A 20,206-nucleotide genomic window follows, 5' to 3' on the forward strand; every position below is an offset into this window, starting at 1 on the left:
CGGCTGTTTTTCACGCTCAGAAGCGGGCAGCCTTGGGAGTGTAGGCCACGTATATATGAAAGCGTGCGGAATTTTCAGTATTTACAAAAATGAGGGACCAACCGCTGGCCTGATGTGTTTCCACTCCAACATAAAGGTCACCTTGCAGTGACCTTTATGTTTATTGCGGGCCGGTTTTAATATCGTCCAGCCATCAAAAATTAGAGACGGTCTCCTGCTGGTCGTGTCCCTGTGTTTTGACGATCTTGTTGTAGACCCCCATCAGTAAAATCGGTGAGGCCCATTGCCCGACAAACAGAGCGGTGTGTTTACGTCCCATGATCTTTAGAGCAAGCGACACTCCCATAACGCCCACTGATGCCCACAGGAAAATATCGGAGGGTAACTTGGAAGTCTGTTCTTCAATTGCTTCCGCCACTTTGCCTTCTCCATGATCAGCCTTTCTTAAGTTTTCCATAAACATTAATCTTTTAGTACGCGGCCGCCTAACAAAAATCATACCCATTTCAATGAATACCATCAGATTTGTCGCTGCCAGGCATATCTTTGGCTCAATTATAGTACCTGAAACAGTGAGGGTAAGAAAGCGGGGTATACTTTATCATTGGCTACGTATGAAATCGATTGAACCACATCACATTGTTGCCATCGGCGCATCGGCCGGTGGGCTGGATGAGCTGATTTCATTTTTTGAAAACACACGCCTGGACGGCGTTTCCTATATTGTTGTCCAGCATTTGTCTGCCGACTATGAAAGCCGGTTGGCAGAGGTCTTGTCCAGATACAGCCAACTGGTAATGATACAGGCAGAAGATGGCATGGGGCTGGAAACCAATTTTGTCTATATTATCCCAGGCGACAAGTTTATGATCGTTAGAAACGGTCATTTACATTTAAGTGAAAAAGGCAATGTCAAAGGTCCTCACCTGACCATTAATACATTTTTTTCCTCCCTCGCCGTCGATTACGGTCCCAAAGCGATAGGGGTGATCTTGTCAGGCCTTGGCTCCGACGGTAGTGACGGGCTGAAAGCGATCAAGAGGGCAGGAGGGATGGTAATTGCCAGAAACCCGGAAACCACCGAATTCAACAGTATGCCTTCCAATGCGGTTGCCACAGGCTTGGTGGATTTTATTGTCGAGCCGGAAGCTATGCCCAAGGTCATTGAGGACTATGTGAAGCGGGAAATAGAACTGCTGGCAGCAGGCATGTCCGATGTTGAGAATATGGCCGGGTTGGTTGAGCTGATCAGCCAGCAACTACCGCTGGATTTCTCCGACTACAAGGAATCGACCATTTTGAGACGGATCAAACGAAGGGCCGCTTATAATAACTTTGAAAAGCTAGACAACTACCTGGCCTTCGCCAAGGGTTCCCCGCAGGAGATAGAAGCGCTGGCCAAAGAGTTTCTGATCAGTGTGACCGCTTTCTTCCGTGACACGGAAGCATTTGACTGCCTCGAAAAGAAGGTGCTCCCCGCAATAGTGAACGGTCTTGCACCTGATCAGGAAATCAGGATATGGGTGGCCGGTTGCGCGACAGGCGAGGAAGCGTATTCGATGGCGATCATGGTAAGTGAAATTTTAGGAGAAAGTATCAAAGACCGTCAAGTAAAAATTTTTGCTACCGATATCGATACTGCTGCGCTGACCCATGCGGGTAAAGGTATCTACACACCCGCCGTGGTTTCCCAGACAACACCAGCACATCTGGAAAAATACTTCGTGCAGGAAGGCAATGGCTATAAGGTGACGGCCGAAATACGGAAAATGGTCATCTTTTCCAGGCACGATCTTGTGAAAAATCCACCATATTGTAATATGCACCTGATCAGCTGCCGTAACCTGCTGATCTACATGACACCCACCTTGCAGCAGAAAATCTATCAAATGCTTTTTTTTGGGCTTAAACCCGAAGGCTATTTGTTTCTAGGTTCGAGCGAGAACCCGTTACCTATATTGAAAGGTCTGAAAATTGTCGACAAGAAATCAAAAATCTACAAGAAGCTCGACGCTGGTCCAACCGTAAATTTTGAGGGCTTTACCATACCCGAATACATATATCACAAGCCGGCCAGCTTAGGGCCGTCCCAACCGGAAGTCGCTAAAACTCCTGAACGCACCCTGGATGGAGCGATCAATGAAACGGTATTCAGCGAGGAGCAGCGACTGATCGTCTGCATTGATGAAAACAACAAGGTGCTCAAATCCTACGGCCCTACAAGCAGGTTCTTGCATCAAAGGAACTTTACTTCCGATTTAACAGAACTTTTACCTGGCCCTCTCAACATCGCATTTAAGACGGCGCGCAATAAGGTCGGTGAAACCCAGCGAAGAGCGCAGGTAACTGGCATCTTCATCCAACAAAACCAGGAAACGATCAAAGTAAGCCTGTCGGTAAGTCCCATGATTTACAAAGGCCGGCCGAACGGGTTTCTGGTTATCCAGTTTACCGAGGATGACCGGTCGGATTTGCTCTCTGGCACAATGGAGTTTGACGAGAAGCTCTACCTGGACGACTATTCCAGGTTTTTGGAACAGGAAAATAAGGATCAAAAGGACCAACTGGCTACCGCCAGCGAAAAGCTGTTTGCGCTCAACGAGAATATGCAATCTTTTAATGAAGAGCTGCTATCGGCCAACGAGGAAATGCAGAGCACCAACGAAGAAATGCAGTCCATTAATGAAGAGTTGCATACAATCAATGCTGACTACCAGCTCAAGAACAAGGAGCTTTTAGAGCTTAATGACGATCTGAACAACTATTTCAAAAGCAATATTAACGGGCAGCTCTTTGTTGACTCGGAACTTCGGCTAATGCGGTTTTCCCCTGGAACAGTCCTGCATATCAACTTGCTGGAAAGCGACATTGGTCGGTCGCTGAGTAATATCTCGACTAATTTCAGGTTTGAAACCATTGCAGATGATGTCGGCCAGGTCGTTGAAAATGGTTATCCCGTTACCCGGGAGGTACAAGCTAATGATGGTAAGTGGTATCAGGTCATGACCATGCCTTACATCCAGCAGCTTGGCAACAAGAGGACCGGTGCAATCATCACCTTTAATGACATTACGAACCTGAAAGATATTCAACGCCAGCTGGACAAAAAGAATGAAATCCTGACGCGCATTAACGCCGATCTGGACAATTTCGTCCATACTGCATCCCATGACCTGCTTGAACCGCTGGGAAGTATCGCGGCAGGTATTGGTTTAATCGAGCATATGCAAGTTGATAACCCCGACATGCAACCTCTCATAGGGGCCATCCGCAATTCAGTTGAAAAGTTCAGGTCCCTGGTTAAGGATATCGGTGCAGTAGCCAGCATTGAAGATGAAGCAGGATCAAAGGAAATGGTAGAACTGGATGAAATTGTAGACAACATTCTATGGAGCCTTGGGGATAAGATAAAGCAAACTGGTGCTGTCATTCAAAGCGATTTGAAAGTCGGTCAGATCCATTTTTCGAAAAAGAATATGAGAAGTATTCTTTTTAACCTGGTTTCAAATGGCATTAAATATCGCTCCGACGAAGCACCGGCAATTACCATCCAGACATCGGCAGGTAACGATTTCACCGTTCTGTCCGTTCAGGATAATGGTATTGGCATGGCAGAAAGTGATCTCGACAAGATCTTTGATAAATACGGCAGGCTCGGGATTGACCGTGAAGGACAGGGGATAGGGCTTTACCTTGCCAAAAAGATCATTGACGCCGCTGGCGGAAGTATCCGTGTTGAGAGCACGCCCGGCGCCGGAAGTAAGTTCGTAATCTATTTTCCTGTGGCAGGGCTTTTGTAATAGCTCTCAAAATTCTCTTTTGACGTATTGTTATGACTAATCAGGTAAACAGGCAAGGTCCAATGGGAAAAGTGATAGTGATAGGCACATCAGCGGGCGGGCTCAGTGCGTTAAAAGCATTAATCAATCAGCTCCAACCGAGTTTCCCTGCACCGATATTAGTCGTCATGCATATTTCAGCCGACGCGACCGGGAATTTGCTTTTAGATGCACTTGATCAGCAAAGCAACATAAAATGCGAAAAGGCCGTAAGCGGGGCAACCCTGAAAGACGGGCATTTATACCTGGCACCTTCCGATCATCACCTGATGGTCGGCGACGACCAGCGTATCCTGGTGACGAAGGGCGCGCAAGAGAACCGCTCCCGGCCTGCGATCGACCCCTTGTTTCGGTCGGCTGCGGTAGTATTCGGCAATCGCGTGATCGGGGTTCTTTTAACTGGTTACCTGGATGACGGGACGGCCGGTCTGATTGCTATCAGGCGATGCGGCGGGACTTTGATTGTGCAGGATCCGCAAGACGCGGAATATCCTGATATGCCCGCTAATGCTTTAAGCCAGATAAAAGTGGATTATTGCGTCCCGATTTCTGAAATGGGAGGTTTGCTTTATCAGCTTTTGGGGTCGAAAACGGCTAAGAAGATACCAATCCCGAAAGATATACTGATTGAGGCAAAAATCGCCAAACGTGTATTAAGCGATCTGCCCGCCGTAAACGCATTGGGCGAGCAGGTCCCTTTCAATTGCCCCGGTTGTGGGGGCGTTCTCTGGAAAATGGATGACGGGCCCTCCACCCGGTTCCGCTGCCATGTGGGTCACGCTTATACCGCACAAGCATTGATAACCGAGCAAACATTAAAGATCGAAGAGACCATGTGGACTGCGCTGCGCATGTTCGAGGAGCGAAGGAACCTGCTTACCACTTTTGCAAAGGGGCAAACCGGTGCAGTCAGCACGTCCGCATTGGAACGGGCAAAACTGTCCCAGATCCATATTGACCGGATCAAGGCGATCCTGCTTGCTGACGGCGAGGAAGCTACCCAAGACGCATCCGCTTGAAGCCCTGAATTCTCCCCGCCGGCCTCACATTTCCGGATTTGCTCTCAACCTGTGACATGTTACCGCCAGCTGATTGCAGAGCCTTATCGAATATGCAGCTGCCAGGGTATCAGCATAATCATTTTGATTAGCGCTGATATACACTTTATCCTTCCGTTGGATGATGGGCTCACTCTCGGGTAGTACTCTGTCAGCCTGTTGGTCTGTACAAAATACAAAGGTAGTTGTCAGGCGAACGTTTTGATTTGCTTTAAACTTCAAATTCAGTTAGCCAGAAGATGAGCTTCACGGGATTGTCAGAAAACTTTTAGAATTCAGCCATCAAATGCAGCACATTCTTCTGGCGCAGTGTCAAAAAAAACGAATGCTTTTTCAGTGGGTAATTCTGCTGGAAAGCTCACAGGGTCGGATGATTCCACTGATTGTTTGGGCAAATTCAGCAGCGATTATTTCTTATATCCAATATCCAAAGCGCCCTAAAACCCTTTACTAATACAACATGACTCAAAATAATATTGATACTGATCTCAGCCAGGAGGTCTGCCGGCTGCTGAAAGACTATCTGAGCCAGGTCAGTCAGTCCGGGCTTACTTCCCTTTCAATAGCTGTCTATCAGACGCATGCTACTAATTTTGTTAGGTGGATACATGGAGAATTTATTCCTGGCGAGACGTTGTCAAAAAAGCAGTTGAAAACGCTGGCAGCGGCCGATCAAGCGCGATAAACCATCAGCGAACGCGGAATTCGAAGCTGTTTTCTTAAGGGGGCACCGGTATACTATTCCGCCACCACAATTTTCCCGGTATATCCGCCGGTGTCCGTATCAATTTCTACCACATATACTCCCGCTGGTACACCTCTTAGCCCTATCTGGTGGCTAGAAGGCTTTTCATAGCTGCGTACGGTCTTGCCGGCTGCGTTCTTCAACCGCACCGATTGAATTTTTTGCGCGGCGGGTATTGCCATGCTGAAACTAGCAGAAGTCGGGTTAGGGAAGATGGAAACCTGATTTGTCCATTCAAATGTCAGGCAAACAGCTTTTGAATGGGTATATGTACCATCAGTATCCACCATTTTCAGGCGGTACAGGTTGGTGCCCGGGTGGGGATCTGTATGGCTGAATTCGTACCTGTTGCCGCCGGTGAGTCCTTGGGCAACAGTTTCACCGATCTGCCGCCAAGCCTTACCGTTAGTGCTGTGTTCTATTTCAAAACGTTCGGCATTGATCTCTTCGGTGGTCGTCCAGGTCAGTAGTGCCCTGGTTTCGGATTTATGTGCCTCGAATGTCGCCAAGGTCACCGGATACGGGGCAGCTATACGCAGCGTGAGGAGCGGGTCCCCCAGGATCAGTTCGGCTTCGTTGTAGCCATTGAAATACCGGTAGGCGCTTCCAATGGGGTAGTCTTTCGCTAAAAAAGTATAGGCACCTTCTGATTTGTAGAGGCGTTCGAGGCCGCTTTTACCGGTTTCGGAGACCAGGCCGATGTTTTGCGAGAATGCATGCACGTTCATCACATTGCCTTTTCCGAGGTAGAGTCCTCCCAGGAAACCGGGAGCCGTGTAGCCGCCTACCGAGCATGAATAGAGGTCGATCAGCCGCGTGTTGAGGCTGGGTAAATTAGTGATGTCCTGGCCGTATATCCCGAAAGAATGGTATTGCGGCGCGCCATGAAGCGTAAGTGTGAAGATCTCGTAGGAATTGTTGCTCAGCTTGGCAGTGAAATCGTTTTTCCAGACGATGTCGTCGCCTGAATAAACCGGGTCTTTCTCGCGGCCGTATTGAAGGGCTTCGCCGGAAATCCAGTTGCCGCTGCCAATCGCGAGGTCTATGATGCCCTGTTCGCTCACGAACCCATCGGTAGCCAGCATCCGGGGCTCGAAGTTGAATTGCTTTTGCCGGAATGCATGTGCCTTCTCAAGATAATCAACGATATAATCAATCTGCTGATCGGTGTCGTGCAATACATCGGGCAAGACCATGCCCATTGAAAGGGCCGCGTTGTTTTGCTGGAACACCGCAGGGCGAGCGTCCGCAGACCGCACCATGCAGATATCCTGATAGGTTGATTTCTTAAATGCATCCGTCCGTGCGTCATATTGATAAGTCGAGTACAAAGGATGGGCGTAGTAGGAGAATGTCTCCCCGGTATAAACCCAGGCAGCCTGCTCATTGGCGTCGAGCATTTCGGTGTAGGCGGTGATGGATGCGTTGCTGCCCAGAAAGAAAAGCGTCGAAAGGTTGTCGTGCTCAAAACGGTTTTGAATGTCGAGGTAAAGCTGGGCCTTTTTGATATTGCTGGTCTGCTGGTAGTACCGTTCGAAAATCATCAACGGCATAGTGCTTTGGATGTCGGCCTCATACTGATCAAGGGCCGCATTGAGACGTGCATTACCTTCATATTCCTTGTTAATGATAATCAGCATCTTTTCGCTTTTGGACGCGGGCGGTGGCGCAGTGGTGAAGGACATCATGGCTGCGTCCGATCCATTGCACCACTCGCCGTCCAGCCCAAACACGTACGATACAAATGAATAGTTCTTACCGGGAATCAGGCCGCCCATGGTAAAATCGAGGGTCCGGGCCGATTTGTTGATCATCTTCGCAGTTACGTAGCTTGATGCGACCGACTCTTCATTGCAAAATGGCGATGCGCAGGCGGGCTTGATAACGAAGACAAAATAAGCGATCGAATCGACGGGCGTGGCGGGGCCGAAATCGAAGTGGATATCTATCGCACTCTCAGGCCGAAGCGAGTTCTGTGTGATAGAGCCATGAATGTCGTGCGCGGCCGTCCTCAGGCTTGCGTCCGTAGTCGGCATAGCCTCAAGAGCGAGTTCACGACCATTCCAGACGACTCTTTGCGGTCCCTGTGCACGAAGATGCGGAGTGGCAAGGACAATCAGTAGCAAAGCAAGCAGGTGGAAGTATTTTTTCATGACCGGGTTTGGTTTGAAGTTCAGGCTAATGCGTCCGAGGTAACCCACTGGCGTAATGAGTGGTTGTACCATGGCGTTCGAAGTAAAAGGACACTCAAACTTCGCCCGCACGTGGCGCTTTGCTTAAAAATTTAGAAAACCGGCGATTATTTTATTCCTATGAAGCTCACTGGCTCTGCCCCCTCAACTCCCGTCAAAATGGATGGGCTTAGGGATTCCAGTGGAAATTACATCCGAACAGGGATATATATGTTAATCTGTAATGGATTATCGACCACTATTTCCAGCAGGTAATACTTTCCTGCCTGTGTTTTGCAGGCGATAATCGTTTTGGCAGGCATATAGTTGATCCAGGATGCGGATCCTGCTGGTGCGTTGCCAATTACGTTTTGATTAAATGCGAGTTTTGCGACGCTCAGCGGTGTGAGAGTTGAAATATCGACGATTCCCAGATTGTGGAATGCGACTTTTACAGGTTTCAATTCAGGGTAACAAACAGATATACTCCAATTGATGTCGCCAAGCCCCTTGTCGGTGATCGCGTACGGATGGCCAATGTTGAAGCCCTTGCCTATGGGTACAGAGAGCGTTTTTGCCAGGCGCCAGGCGGTCTGACTAGGCTGTTGAATTGTATATCCGCTAGCGAGAGAAGCGGTTCTGAGGTTGGTCGTCAGACCGTCCGCCTGGGCGGCGTTTACATTTCTCTCCGGTAGTGGCTCTTCACTGCTGCAATTGAATAGAATAGACGAGATACCAAGCAACACAAGACTTTTTAATAAAATTTTCATGACGTGTAAAATTTGTTTTGTACTATTTGAATATGTAATTAAAAATTGAAACTGACTGTATTGATACCAGAGGCCATCCATTTGAATTATCGTGTTTTTTGGTGGAGGTGCTGTAAATCAATACCGAAATCCGTTTCGGATGCAAAACAATACGTCGTGACCGTGAATAGCAAATCAATGAGTCTGGTTGTGATTTAGCGGTAAAGTGCAATTTTTTTCACTAATGGTAATTGCGCTTGTAACCCTTAGGGGATAACCCTGATGAGAAAACAAATCCGGTTAGGATCGGGTGCTTGGATGAAAATATCCATTGTCCCCATGTTGATGATCGTCAAATCGCTTTTTGGGGCTCAAATGCGGTGTTTTTGGCGGTAAAGACTGCGGATGCCATTTACAAAATTGATACCCAACCGGCCGCGGTCTCTGCATCGTTGTAAAATCGGTCCTGGCCCGTTGTTGGCTCTGCGGTTAGTAGCAATTCTCGAATGCCCGGCATTTGCGAATTATTTAGTGGTATTCTACTCGGGTCTTAATGCCGCGGGATAAACCATTGGCATAGGTATATTTAAAATAAAAAATGTACTTAAAACCAGGATTTCGAACCACTCACATCACCTCGCCAACAGTGAATTAATCTGGGCCTCCAGTCCCTGGCTTGGCTTATCCGCATTCATTTCCGCAATCTCGTAGTCCCGGTTTATTAATACATATCTCGGAAATACATTTAGATCATATTTTTCAATAATAGTCTTCTCCCACTCCGTATTTGCCCAAAGATTGATGGTTTTCAGACCAAAATGCTCACTCCATGTCTTCCAGACGTCTTTGGAGGTATTCAGGCATACACTAACGATCCTGACAGGTTTGTTTCTGAATTTTTCTGCCAATGCATTTTCAGCAGAAAACTCTTCGATACAGGGCTTACAGCCCGCAAACCAGAAAGACAGTACAATCACATTTCCTTTCAAAGACCTTAGCCATGTAAGCGAATCTTTCGTGTCAGCAAGTACAAAGTTTGGGGGGATTTTACCCTTCGCGGCACGAACCACTTTCGATTTGAAGTAGGCTTCCAGTTCTGCTTTCCAAATATCTTCGCTGAAAATATCGCCGTGAATTTTGAGATATTCAGTTGCGACTTCTCTCTTGTAGTGATTGAAGGTTAATTGAACAATAAAAGCTTTGAATAAATCCGATACCTCCGATGACAATTCCCGGCCTGCCTGATTAATGTGATAATCAATAAAACTGGATTTTGTGCCGTTTGCCAGGTCATTCGCGTTCATTCTTTTGTTAAAAGCCTCGTACAGGAAGTAATAGTATGAAGCGCAGCTTTTGGCCGCTGGATTATTGATATTGAGAGAATCTAAGAAGCGGTAATAATGGACAGGTACCCGCTCTTTTACATTTTGTGAATGTTCCCGCATAATAACCGCATTCATTCGGTCGGTTGCATCAGCATATCGGATGTCCCAATATTCGTGCTGCTGGTACCACTTAGGTAATCTACCGATGTTTTTGTTAAAGAATTGGAGCTCTTCAAGATAAAGCGCATCCATTTGGACGCTTAATTCTTGCAAGCTAGCCGCCGTATGCAGTACACTAGCTCGTCGTGCGCTAAAGGGCATGCTGGCGGAGAAGTTCTTTTTTATCAAGTACTCGTTGATAACCCCCAGGCTGTCGGTTCCATGGAACCTGGCCATAGTGAGATCGGTGAAATCCAGATGGCATATCAGGGTGGAGCCGGGTGTCAATAGCAGTGTGAGGGTCTTACCGGAAGTTGCCAGAGTAACTTTCTGCGGTAAGCTAACTGGCAAAACATAAGTCTTGCTTCCCGACCCGGAGGGAATAGTGTCGCTAAGCCTGGTCTCCTGGTCAGGAACCATTTTAATGGTGCGAATGAACCAGGTTTTGCCGGGACTATTCTCGTAGTTAATTATAAGATTGGCGGTTCCTTTGAAACTATACCAGTTCGCACTTTGCGCAAATAGGGGAGTAGGAGCTTGCAATGAACACCCTACAATGAAGACGAGAATCCTAAGATAAGCCATGAAATTCCTCAGTTTCTAGGTTAGATTAACTTATGCAGATGTAATTTAAATGTATATAGAAATTACTTCCATGAAAAGATAATTGTTTGATTAGGCGTAAAACGCCGGTTCCGTGCGAGACTACGCGCTGGCCGTCAAGTAGGTCAAAACCGGCAGAATGGTCGTCCTCGAAGATAATCGCCTTGTGAACTCGTATGTGCTATGCACGCCGCTGGGCACTTTGGCAGAGAGTGCAGATGCGCTAACGCCAGACTACATCAACGCACTTCTATCAGCTTCTCGGGTAATATCCCGGCTTTCACAACCAACAAAAATGTGTTACCGAAAAATAACTTTGTAATTATTTAATATCGGTTACAAATCTATTTTCTAAATTACGGTCAATCTCGCCTACCTAGCTAAATCACGAACTTCTAATCGGAAAATTTCAACTGCCGTCTGCAAAGCGGTAACGGTTTTCTATTGCCTCCTGCTTTGTTGACGCTAATCCACAATCCACTGGTTTTGTATTGTTCCACTCTAAAAAATGTTTTATGGCAGTAGATTTTGCGGCCCTGGAAGATCAGGGCTTCGTTCAAAAGAGAAGTGAAATGAATTCTCCTGTTGAGGCCAAGGTTGCCGCTTTTGCATCCAATTGGCGCAAGAGAACAAAAGATGTGAACATTGTCCTGCTGGATGGCTCGGTGTCGACCGACATGGATTATGCCAGCGAGCGGGCCGACCAACCTTACCGGCCACCAATGTGTACCGAGCTGAACCTGCCCTCGTACATCGAAGAAAAGTTGCGTTGGAAAGGGCAGCAGTATAGAAGATTCGATGCGAATGGAGAACAAAGCCAGACCAATAACCCGGTTTTCACGGAATCGGGTGGCGTTGCGGTCACTACAAACATCGATACGGCATGGGACTGGCAATTGATTCCCCACGAGACGAATTATAATGGCATTACAAGGCTCATCACCGGGGCCAACCCTCAGGTGAGCTATCTCTTCCGAAGTTCTTACCGAAGATGTGATTTTGTTTATCGGACGGACTATTTATCGTCGGCTAATTTAAGAGTGACGATTTCGGTCGGTAATGGAAAGGTAACCGTCTTCGACGAAACGTCGGGGACTTGGGTGGAAGCTAACGGCTACTCATTCTCGGCCAAGGAATTGGATCAGATTATTCCGGTACTTGCGGGAACCTTCAAGACTGCCACAGGATTTAGAAAAACCATCTTTCAAAAGCGCCTGAAAATGCGAAGAACGGAAGTCGAAACAAGCTGGCAAATCACGATTCGCAGCCAGGATGGGGGGCGTCTTGGTTATTGGGGAATTCAGTATTCGGGCCATGATAACATGATCAATTTCATCAATAGCGCGCGGGGCTCGCACAACATAGCCGCTTTGAGGTGTTTTGAACAATGGTCCGTAGATGATTGGAAGCCGGATCTAATCCTGTACGCTTGTAATACGATCAACGAGATGATCAGCCAGGCTGGCGGGACCAACGAAACCGATACTCCGGCCACGTTCGCGGGCAGGTTTGGCAGCTTCATCAACGCGCTTCGCGCCAAGAGTTATGCGCCCGAAATCTTCGCCTACATGCTTTTTGTCAACAGATGGCAGCAGCCTGTTGACCCGACCGACCGGGTACTGTTGCGCAGGACTTCCGTCGCTGCCGGCCTGAATGGATATACACTATTCGACTACTACGATTATCTGCATGATACGTTAAAATCCCTGCCTATTGCCTCAGTTAACACCTTCTACGAGTTTTTCAATTATGGTGTCCTGAGAGCGGCTGCATCGGCGGGAACCTCCACCATATTCAAAGAACTGTTCGGATATGCAAGCGCGGGCGGCAATGACCCCATTGCGGGCAAAACAGGAAAAGAAGGGACAAGCCTGGTTTCAGATGGTACCCACCTGAACGATGTCGGCAATTTTGTGGGGTGGCGCTTCCTGGAAAAGTATTTCGATTTGTAATCTTTTTTAATTCACAATCACAACAAACAATCATAACACGAACATGCAAGCATTTGTCGATTATTTCACCGATAAGATATTAGCAGACAGGCAAATCATCTGGAGCCCTAATGTGGTTGCCAACGTTTCAGGGACACCGGCCGGTGGTGGCCAGGTTGACGCCGCAAAAAAGACGATTACCATTCCGGTAGGACAGTCGGGCGCAGGCAGCTTTTTGGGAAAGAGCTTCAACATAAGTCAGTTTACAAACTATAACCCTGGCGACGAAATCTGGATCAGGCTTTTATTAACGGAAAGTGCAACGGCGCTGCTCGGCGTGATTACAGCCGTTACGCTTAAATCCGGCGCAACCGATGTAACGCCACCAGCTGCCAATATCATACTGCGTTCTTATGCGGAGAACCCCGCCTGGTTCGAGCTTATTATTCCTTACACGCTCCAGAGTGCCTCGGAGGCATTGGAAGTTCTGCTCAGTATCAAGACCGCCGCGCCGCCACAAAGCACACCGGAGAAAAAAATCACCTGGGAGTCGTTGAATGTCTTTAACGCGACAGACGGTTATACAACTGCCATCGACGTGGTCGATAGCGGTGTAAGAAAGGCGGAATATGTGTACGCGTTTTTCGAAAGGGCCGCCAGGGTTTCAAAGGCGATCGACAATGGCACGACTGATAATACACAAATTCTGCAGACTGAAATCAACGATGCCATTGAAACCAGTGGGGAGCTTCTGTTTTTGCAAAAAAATACCATTTTGGTAAAAGGCACGCTGAATGTCAACAAGAGGCTTGCCATTAAAGGCAAAGGCACGACTTTCCAGATAGATAATCCGGTCGCCAATAAGGAATTGTTCAATATCAATACAGCCGAGCGGTTTGAGTGCTCGGACATTGTTATTATCCCTAAGGCGGCCAATCTGCACCCGACCAGCTTCAAATTTAGCATAGTGAATTACGACAGTGTCTTGGATCACGTTACTTTTAAAAATCTGCCCGAGGCGCTCTATGTTGACAATGTCGATGGACTTTTGCTGAAGAATTGTCTTTTCGTTGGCGGCGAGGAAGGCTTACTGATAGGACATATTGCTCCTACCACTACACGAAATGTTACCGTTGACCGGAACAGGTTCGAGAGTAACTCGGAAAAGAACATCTGGGCGCGGGCATCGAACAATCTAACCATTACAAGGAATCTTTTTAGAAAAAATGTCGACCCTCTTCTGGGGCACAGCAAGCGGAATATTGTCATCGATCTGCTTGGAGAAACGAATGATAATCTTAGGATTGTCGAGAATACCTTTCAGTCGTTTACCGAATATTCCGTGCGGTTTTACACTTCGAATGCCGGGCAGCTAAACAACACGGTCGTATCCGGCAATACATTCAGGGACCTTTCTTCATCTACCACCTCAGGGCCAATACTGATCACGGGCCTGAATCCGCATCCGGCGAATCCGCCCTATACGATCGACAGCCTGATGATCCAAAATAACCATATCACCAACAAGACTGCCGCTATTCAGATAAATGATGTGACGAATCTGAATATTGCAGGTAACAACTTCATCAAAGAAGTAGGGGCAACCTCTGTGGCAGTCGGGTTTATTCTTAATCGCTGTCCTGATCCAAAAGTTTTGTCTGCCGATAACCTGTACTCGTCCGGGCAGGGAAGTAACGTGATCAATCCCTAAATAGAGATGATTGAAATAAAGTGCTTTTTGAATAACGATCAACATTGTCATGCTAATGATCTATGGCCGAAATAACCATCACTACCACTTCGTCCAAAAACCAGGACGACTATCTGTTGCATAAAGACACTGCCTTGTATCCCGCATTCCTGGATAACCTTCCTTATGAATCCTGGGTAGAAGGCACTACGATCGGGGCATCTAAGAGGAGCTATTTTCAACTTCAAGCGACCGGAGCAGCCTCCTATACCTGGACCCCCGCAGGGGGGACGCTCCCTACCGGTTTAACACTTTCCACCGATGGGAAAATATCAGGAACCCCCAGTGTGGAAGGCCTCTTTGCGTTTTCTGTGAAGGCTACTTCCGGAGCAGACTTCGCCACGAAGGAATTGGAATTCAGGGTTTATCCGGAGCGCTCGCGGTGGTTGCGCGATGCGCGCCTGGGCGTCACCGTTCACTGGGGCCGGATGACCGATCCGAGTATTTACACGAATACGCAAGCAGCAACATTGGAATTTGAGGGAAGAACCCTGGCGATGAATGGTGCTCATTTGAATACCTGGGCGCCGGCCTGGGCCGATCAATTTGTTGCCTGGGGAGCAAAGTTCATCGAGTTCTCTACGCTTTGGCAGGACAGTTTTCGCAACTGGCCAAATGGCTTTGATACCTGGAAAAATTTACACACGATTAACAGAGACTATGTCGGACCCCTTGTTGATGCTTTTCACGCTAAAGGGTTAAAGTTTATCTCTTATTTTCCCCCCGACTACCATTCAATCGCCCCCGGGCTTCCTCCGGGAGATCGTGGAGATGTCGATGGTTACCTAGAGGGGTACCATAACTTCGGCGGGATGAATACGCAACTCATCGAAGAGCTCGTCAAGGTGAAGAAAATAGATGGTATCTGGATGGACATTGGAGGAGCATCGGACGTATATCCGGAAAGCGCGGTGCCCGAAGGATGGCTCTATTGGGACAACGTCATGCCGATCATCAGGTACAACAACCCGTTTTTTATCTTTGGCGTTAACCCTGGAACAAGGGACGCTGCACTAAAGGTGAAAAAAGGGGGGACGCAGGTGAGGTTCCCTTATGCCGACTTTGTGATTTATGAAAGCGTACAGAGCGACTCCACCAGTGCGACCCTTCTTGAGAAGGCTACTCCTCTGATGTCAAAAAAGAAAATGGCTATTTATGTCTCAAACCAGATCAGCAACCGCTTTGCATGGGGGCCGGGTGGGGACGCCGCGCCTATCAAGGACATCGAGGGTACAAAAGAGAACATCGGTAAGAATTGGGAGGCCGGGGCAACTGTTTCAGTCGCGCTGCCCGTTCAGGCGGACGGGACCTTGCTCGACGATCACTATGCGCCAATGATGACCGCCATAGGAGCGTATGTTAATGCAAATAAAGGATTCAGTGTGGACCCTACCATTGTTTATGCGAATGGAACAGCTACTGTTTCGACCTCGGAACCCGCCCGCATTTTTTACACGCTAGATGGGACAGAGCCTAATAGGGATAGTAATATATATGTAGGCCCGTTAACGATTCAGCGAAATTCGAAGTTGAAGGTGAGAACATTGCAGGAGGGGAAACCGATCGGATACGTGAAAGAGTTAACAGTTGAATCTTTCTCAACTGCCGATCCCATGCAGAGGTTGTTTGTGTCCAGCGGTACTGACGTTGAGGCGACTCAAGGGGAAAGAAATTTTAGAGGCATGTTTTTAACGGTTGGGAATGCTCCGGTAGTGATCACCGGTATCGGTAGAAAGGTTGTCGGTTCAAATATTCCTCGCGAAGTGATCATCAAGAGGTATTTTGACGAGTATCCGGTGTATTCCGGCCTAATCCAGGCAAATGATCCTGTTGAGAACAACTACCAGTTCTCGAAAACCGCCGAGATCCGATTAGAGGCAGGCATGAGCTACATTATCTGTATTCAGGAAGAGGCTTCGTCAACCGAGCATTACGCCTCCAACACTTTTGCAACTGTGCCATTTACCCAGGATATTCGGATCGTATCTGCTTTTAAATTGAGCATTAATGGCGACTTCTTTCCGGTTCCGGCAGATAATTTAGGCCAAATAATCAACCTGAAATATCGCGCGCTGGAGATTGAACGGAGCTACAATTATGCTTTGGGAAAACCTGCTAAATTTCTGACTAACAGCGTTAATCCCAGCGAGCTTAACCCATCCGCCGGGATATACTACGCGATCAATGCTACCGATGGAAATCCAGAGTCTGTCGCGCGGGCAGGGGGAGATTATGCCTATACCTTGAGGGTAGATTTACTGGATTCATACAAAATCGACAGGATTGAATTGCTTTTCACGACCGAAACCTACGCCACCGAATTCAGTATCTACACTTCCCTGGTTGAAAATGGAAGTAATCCCGTTACGTTACTAAGCCGGGCGAATAACACAGAGGTTGTCTTCTCATTTCGATTTCAGCCCGTGTTTGCCAGATATATTTTTGTTCGGGCGACAAAGCCTGACAACCAAAATCAGCCGGGAGGGCAAATGGTCGTTACAGAACTGGGTGTTTACTGTGATAACCCGTCGTTTGTTTCTCTGGACAGCGAGCTTGACTAGGCCGAGGTGTTATCCGAGATTAGAGTGACTGTCCTCTAAGAGTGGTCGTTGCACAACCTCAGATTGTGCAGATAGAAAATACAGCAAGCCAATTTGGTTTGCTGTATTTTTATTGAATGATTTAGTGTCGCAGGATCTCAGTTGACATCCTCAGAGATGCCAGGGTAGAGACATCTTTGTATCAAAATCATAGTCGGGTACCTGCTGTGAAAACACCGGTGAGGTGGATGTCAAATGTGAATTTTGCCTTCCATTACGATGACGGCCGAGCCGCTTATCCAGATGCCATCCGGCCCGGCGTTAAAGTGGATGACCGACGGGCGCCCGATTTCCACCCCTTGCAATATTTGATAATCTGTTGCAGGTTTTACATAACCCATTTGCTGTAAATACCCTGCCAGAGGGCCTGCGGCGCTGCCGGTCGCGGGATCCTCATCGATTCCGATACCTGGATTGAAGAAGCGCGCTTGTGCCAAATAATTGGGGTCACTATCCAGTATGGTAAAGCAATAAAATCCTTCAAAACCGTAATGCTCGGCGATCTTGATCAGCAGCTTTTTTTCGACAGTTGCAGCCCTGAGTGCGGCGGTATCTTTCAGTGGCACCATCAAATGCGTAGCTTCTGTTGAGACCACGGCGGGATACAAGTCTTCTGACAATACCTGGCCGGCGTCCAAAGAAAGCGCCCTTGCAACGTCTTCCCTGGGCACTGTTGCCAAGATGCTGGCCGGACTCTGGCGCATACCGATTATCGGCGCCTTTCGTACTGATAGGTCAATCGATAAATCGATAACATCATCCTTCATTACCACAAACTGCGTTTGCTCCTGCCCGGAGAAAATGTCGAGCTCGATCAGAATCGCAGCGGCCACCGCACCCAGCAGGTTATGGCCCGCACCACCGACCTCAAATCCGGTAGGTGTAAACGAACGCACCTTTAAGGCTTTTTCCCTCTTGGAATAGTAAATGAAAGAGGTTTCCGAATAGCCAAATTCACGGGCGATGTCTGCGTAGCTTGCAGTATCCAGATCTGAATCAGTTAGCACGACGGCCAATGGGTTTCCTTTGTACCTTACATTGGAAAATACGTCTAGTACGTAGTAAGAATAGGTTTTCATATAGGCAAGGTAATCCTTTATCTTCCCGGCGAACCAGTCGGGTATTTTTGGATGTTGTTGATATCTTTGGTTAGCTTTTTTGAAATTCTCCGAAATGCCATAATATTCCGGAAGGATCATGGACAAAACACTCCCGTCCCCAATGCTCGACACGGATCGGTGTCAGACGAACATTTCTGTATTTGCTTGAAAGATCCAGCTTAATGAGCTCATTCCAAAAATACTGGACATCTTCCACTTCGACAAACACCATTGTGTTGTCAATCCAATCGCGGTTAAACGCATTTTGCAGATAGAAACCATAATTTTCGGTTTTGAACAAGGATAGCGCCGGTGTCAATTTTACCTCCTGGAAACCCAGGTCATGGTAAAATGCCCGTGATAATTCGAAGTCGGCAGCCCCGATGAATGGGCGGATAGATAATGCTCTGTGTTTCATTGGACATATGGTTTTGCCAAAAGTAGCGCATTGCAAGTATCACTCATATTGATCCAAATCAAGAAATGGTGCCATTCGCTATGCTGTTTTTTTCGAATTGGCAAACGCGGGCCTCTTTTTCAAAAAGCAGGGTCTCTTCATCAGTATAATTGCCTGTCGCTCGTAAAATGGCAGGGTATACCGGCGGGAGTTTGCTGACCATACGCGAAAATATGACTTCTCCGGGACTTGAATGTATTCAATTAATTATGCTCACAGCCTTCTTCAAATCAAGGTCGTTTTGCGTGACTATATCGTTTGGGCTGTAATTAACCGGATAGTTGGGCATTATGCCACGGCCGGGAACAGGTTTTTTTGCCATTGATACAACCCGCATTAATGGAAAATCTACGACGATCTTTGTAGCGGGTAAAGTTAACTTTTGCAGGGTTACGCCATTACAACCCTCTTCGCTCCCGGCCGTTTCCCTGCCGATGAAGATTACGCCTTTGCGCTGCGCTTTAAGTGCCGCTGCGAAAAGGGCACCCGATGAAAACGTGGCGCCGCTAATCAAAACCAAAAGTTTTCCCTTGAAGTGGTCAGCTTTATCCAGTGCAAACGGGCCATACAGATTGCCGAAAGCGGGTTTGGGTTCAATATGATACCAGTCTCCTTCTTTGTGATCTGGCCTAAAACCTAACAAAAATCCCTGAGCTGTCGATCTGTCAAAGTATTTGGCAAAACTATTAAGTGCAGGGTTGGGAAGCCTTGATTTTACATCTTTCACAATTTGGAAAGGGGTATCGGCAAGGTAAAAAAGTAATTGTGTGGCCACTCTGATATCACCGCCGGTATTCTGCCTGATGTCCAGGATCAGTGTTTTTACCCTTTTTTGATGGATCAGCTTAAAAGCGTTCTTAAAGACGACGGTATCCGCATAGGCAAACGGGGGAGATTGAAGTAATGCCACCGGTGCATTACCCAGAAATCGCAAACGTGAATCGGGTATGCTCTTTTCAGTTATCCAGCCAGCATAATTGTCAACTTCCTTCGCCGCAGGGTTAATGGGGATACCACGCCCTATATCCTGGATCTGCACTGTCCTGACCGCCCCGGAGATGGTGCGGAGTGTTAGCTGATAAGGTGCATGCCAATGATAATACTTATTGCATACATCTTCAAAGCCGTCGTATTGGCTTAGAAACAGCTCTTTGAATGTTTCATTGTAACCATCATCGCCGTAAAAATCATAGCCACGGTTAATGATTGTTTTGGCTGGTACATTATTCACACCTACTATTTCATCACCGGTGTGAAGCTGATTGGTCTGATGGGTTGTGATCCATGCCCTGTGATTTCGAACCAGCACTTTGAACGGAAGTTGAGCTGTTTGGGAGGGGATGGATCGCTTGTAGCCTTCTGAATGTCTAATTTGTGTGTGACCGCATCGCAAACCACACAAAAAAGGGCAAATAGCTGTGATGAACTGGCTTTCTGTTAACGGGGTTTGAATGGCCGCATATGTTTTACTATACAAGTCTCGCATGTCATCTGTGGTGGTGTAAATACCATAACCCGGATGCATTTCCTGTATCGCCGACCAGAGAATGGCAAGATCATTACGCATGCTTTCTACCGATTTGATCGAACCAGTATCAACGGACGACTCAGAAGGTACTTTGCCTTTTTGCGGATTGGTATTGCAACCGATCAGCATTGCAAGCACCAGCAGGGCGCAACCTAGTTTAACTGTAACTTTCATTTGTCGGATCATCAGGC

At 47.5% G+C, this 20,206-nt stretch carries 12 protein-coding genes; 5 read left to right on the plus strand and 7 right to left on the minus strand.

What is annotated here, in order from left to right:
• Positions 1-193 precede the first annotated feature (193 nt).
• The gene (locus tag IEY24_RS01490; protein WP_188927973.1) at positions 194-457 is read right to left on the minus strand and encodes a hypothetical protein; all 264 of its coding nucleotides are present in this window, start codon (positions 455-457) and stop codon (positions 194-196) included.
• A 157-nt stretch (positions 458-614) separates the two neighbouring features.
• Here IEY24_RS01490 and IEY24_RS01495 point away from each other — a divergent pair, with 157 nt between their 5' ends.
• The gene (locus IEY24_RS01495; RefSeq protein ID WP_188927975.1) at positions 615-3,800 is read left to right on the plus strand and encodes a CheR family methyltransferase; all 3,186 of its coding nucleotides are present in this window, start codon (positions 615-617) and stop codon (positions 3,798-3,800) included.
• Positions 3,801-3,862: 62 nt separating this feature from the next.
• Complete coding sequence (locus tag IEY24_RS01500) at positions 3,863-4,858, plus strand: chemotaxis protein CheB (protein ID WP_188927977.1); 996 nt, start codon at positions 3,863-3,865, stop codon at positions 4,856-4,858.
• A 777-nt stretch (positions 4,859-5,635) separates the two neighbouring features.
• Here the strand turns inward: IEY24_RS01500 and IEY24_RS01505 are convergent.
• From IEY24_RS01505 to IEY24_RS01515, 3 genes are all read right to left on the minus strand, one after another.
• On the minus strand, positions 5,636-7,867 hold the full coding sequence (locus IEY24_RS01505; RefSeq protein WP_188927979.1) for a T9SS type A sorting domain-containing protein: 2,232 nt from the start codon (positions 7,865-7,867) through the stop codon (positions 5,636-5,638).
• Between the two features lie 155 nt (positions 7,868-8,022).
• Entirely contained in the window at positions 8,023-8,583 is a 561-nt protein-coding gene (locus IEY24_RS01510; protein ID WP_188927981.1) for a hypothetical protein, read from the minus strand.
• A gap of 611 nt (positions 8,584-9,194) precedes the next feature.
• Positions 9,195-10,631 carry a TlpA family protein disulfide reductase gene (locus IEY24_RS01515; RefSeq protein WP_188927983.1) on the minus strand — a complete coding sequence of 479 codons (1,437 nt, stop codon included), beginning with the start codon at positions 10,629-10,631 and terminating at the stop codon, positions 9,195-9,197.
• Between the two features lie 533 nt (positions 10,632-11,164).
• Here IEY24_RS01515 and IEY24_RS01520 point away from each other — a divergent pair.
• From IEY24_RS01520 to IEY24_RS01530, 3 genes are all read left to right on the plus strand, one after another.
• Positions 11,165-12,601, plus strand: coding sequence for a hypothetical protein (locus IEY24_RS01520; protein ID WP_188927985.1), 1,437 nt, complete (start codon positions 11,165-11,167; stop codon positions 12,599-12,601).
• A 43-nt stretch (positions 12,602-12,644) separates the two neighbouring features.
• A complete protein-coding gene (locus tag IEY24_RS01525) occupies positions 12,645-14,291 on the plus strand; it encodes a right-handed parallel beta-helix repeat-containing protein (protein ID WP_188927986.1) in 1,647 nt (548 codons plus the stop codon).
• A gap of 62 nt (positions 14,292-14,353) precedes the next feature.
• Positions 14,354-16,891: an alpha-L-fucosidase gene (locus IEY24_RS01530; RefSeq protein WP_188927987.1), complete on the plus strand. Its 2,538-nt coding sequence runs from the start codon at positions 14,354-14,356 to the stop codon at positions 16,889-16,891.
• A 230-nt stretch (positions 16,892-17,121) separates the two neighbouring features.
• On the opposite strand, the gene IEY24_RS01535 is transcribed toward IEY24_RS01530, so the two are convergent.
• From IEY24_RS01535 to IEY24_RS01545, 3 genes are all read right to left on the minus strand, one after another.
• Positions 17,122-18,009, minus strand: a complete 888-nt coding sequence (locus IEY24_RS01535) for a PhzF family phenazine biosynthesis protein (protein WP_188927989.1) — start codon at positions 18,007-18,009, stop codon at positions 17,122-17,124.
• A 70-nt stretch (positions 18,010-18,079) separates the two neighbouring features.
• Entirely contained in the window at positions 18,080-18,448 is a 369-nt protein-coding gene (locus tag IEY24_RS01540) for a VOC family protein (RefSeq protein ID WP_188927991.1), read from the minus strand.
• A gap of 238 nt (positions 18,449-18,686) precedes the next feature.
• Complete coding sequence (locus tag IEY24_RS01545) at positions 18,687-20,189, minus strand: S41 family peptidase (protein WP_188927993.1); 1,503 nt, start codon at positions 20,187-20,189, stop codon at positions 18,687-18,689.
• Positions 20,190-20,206 lie beyond the last annotated feature (17 nt).

The sequence above is a fragment of the Dyadobacter endophyticus genome (assembly GCF_014641595.1).
Classification (GTDB): domain Bacteria; phylum Bacteroidota; class Bacteroidia; order Cytophagales; family Spirosomataceae; genus Dyadobacter; species Dyadobacter endophyticus.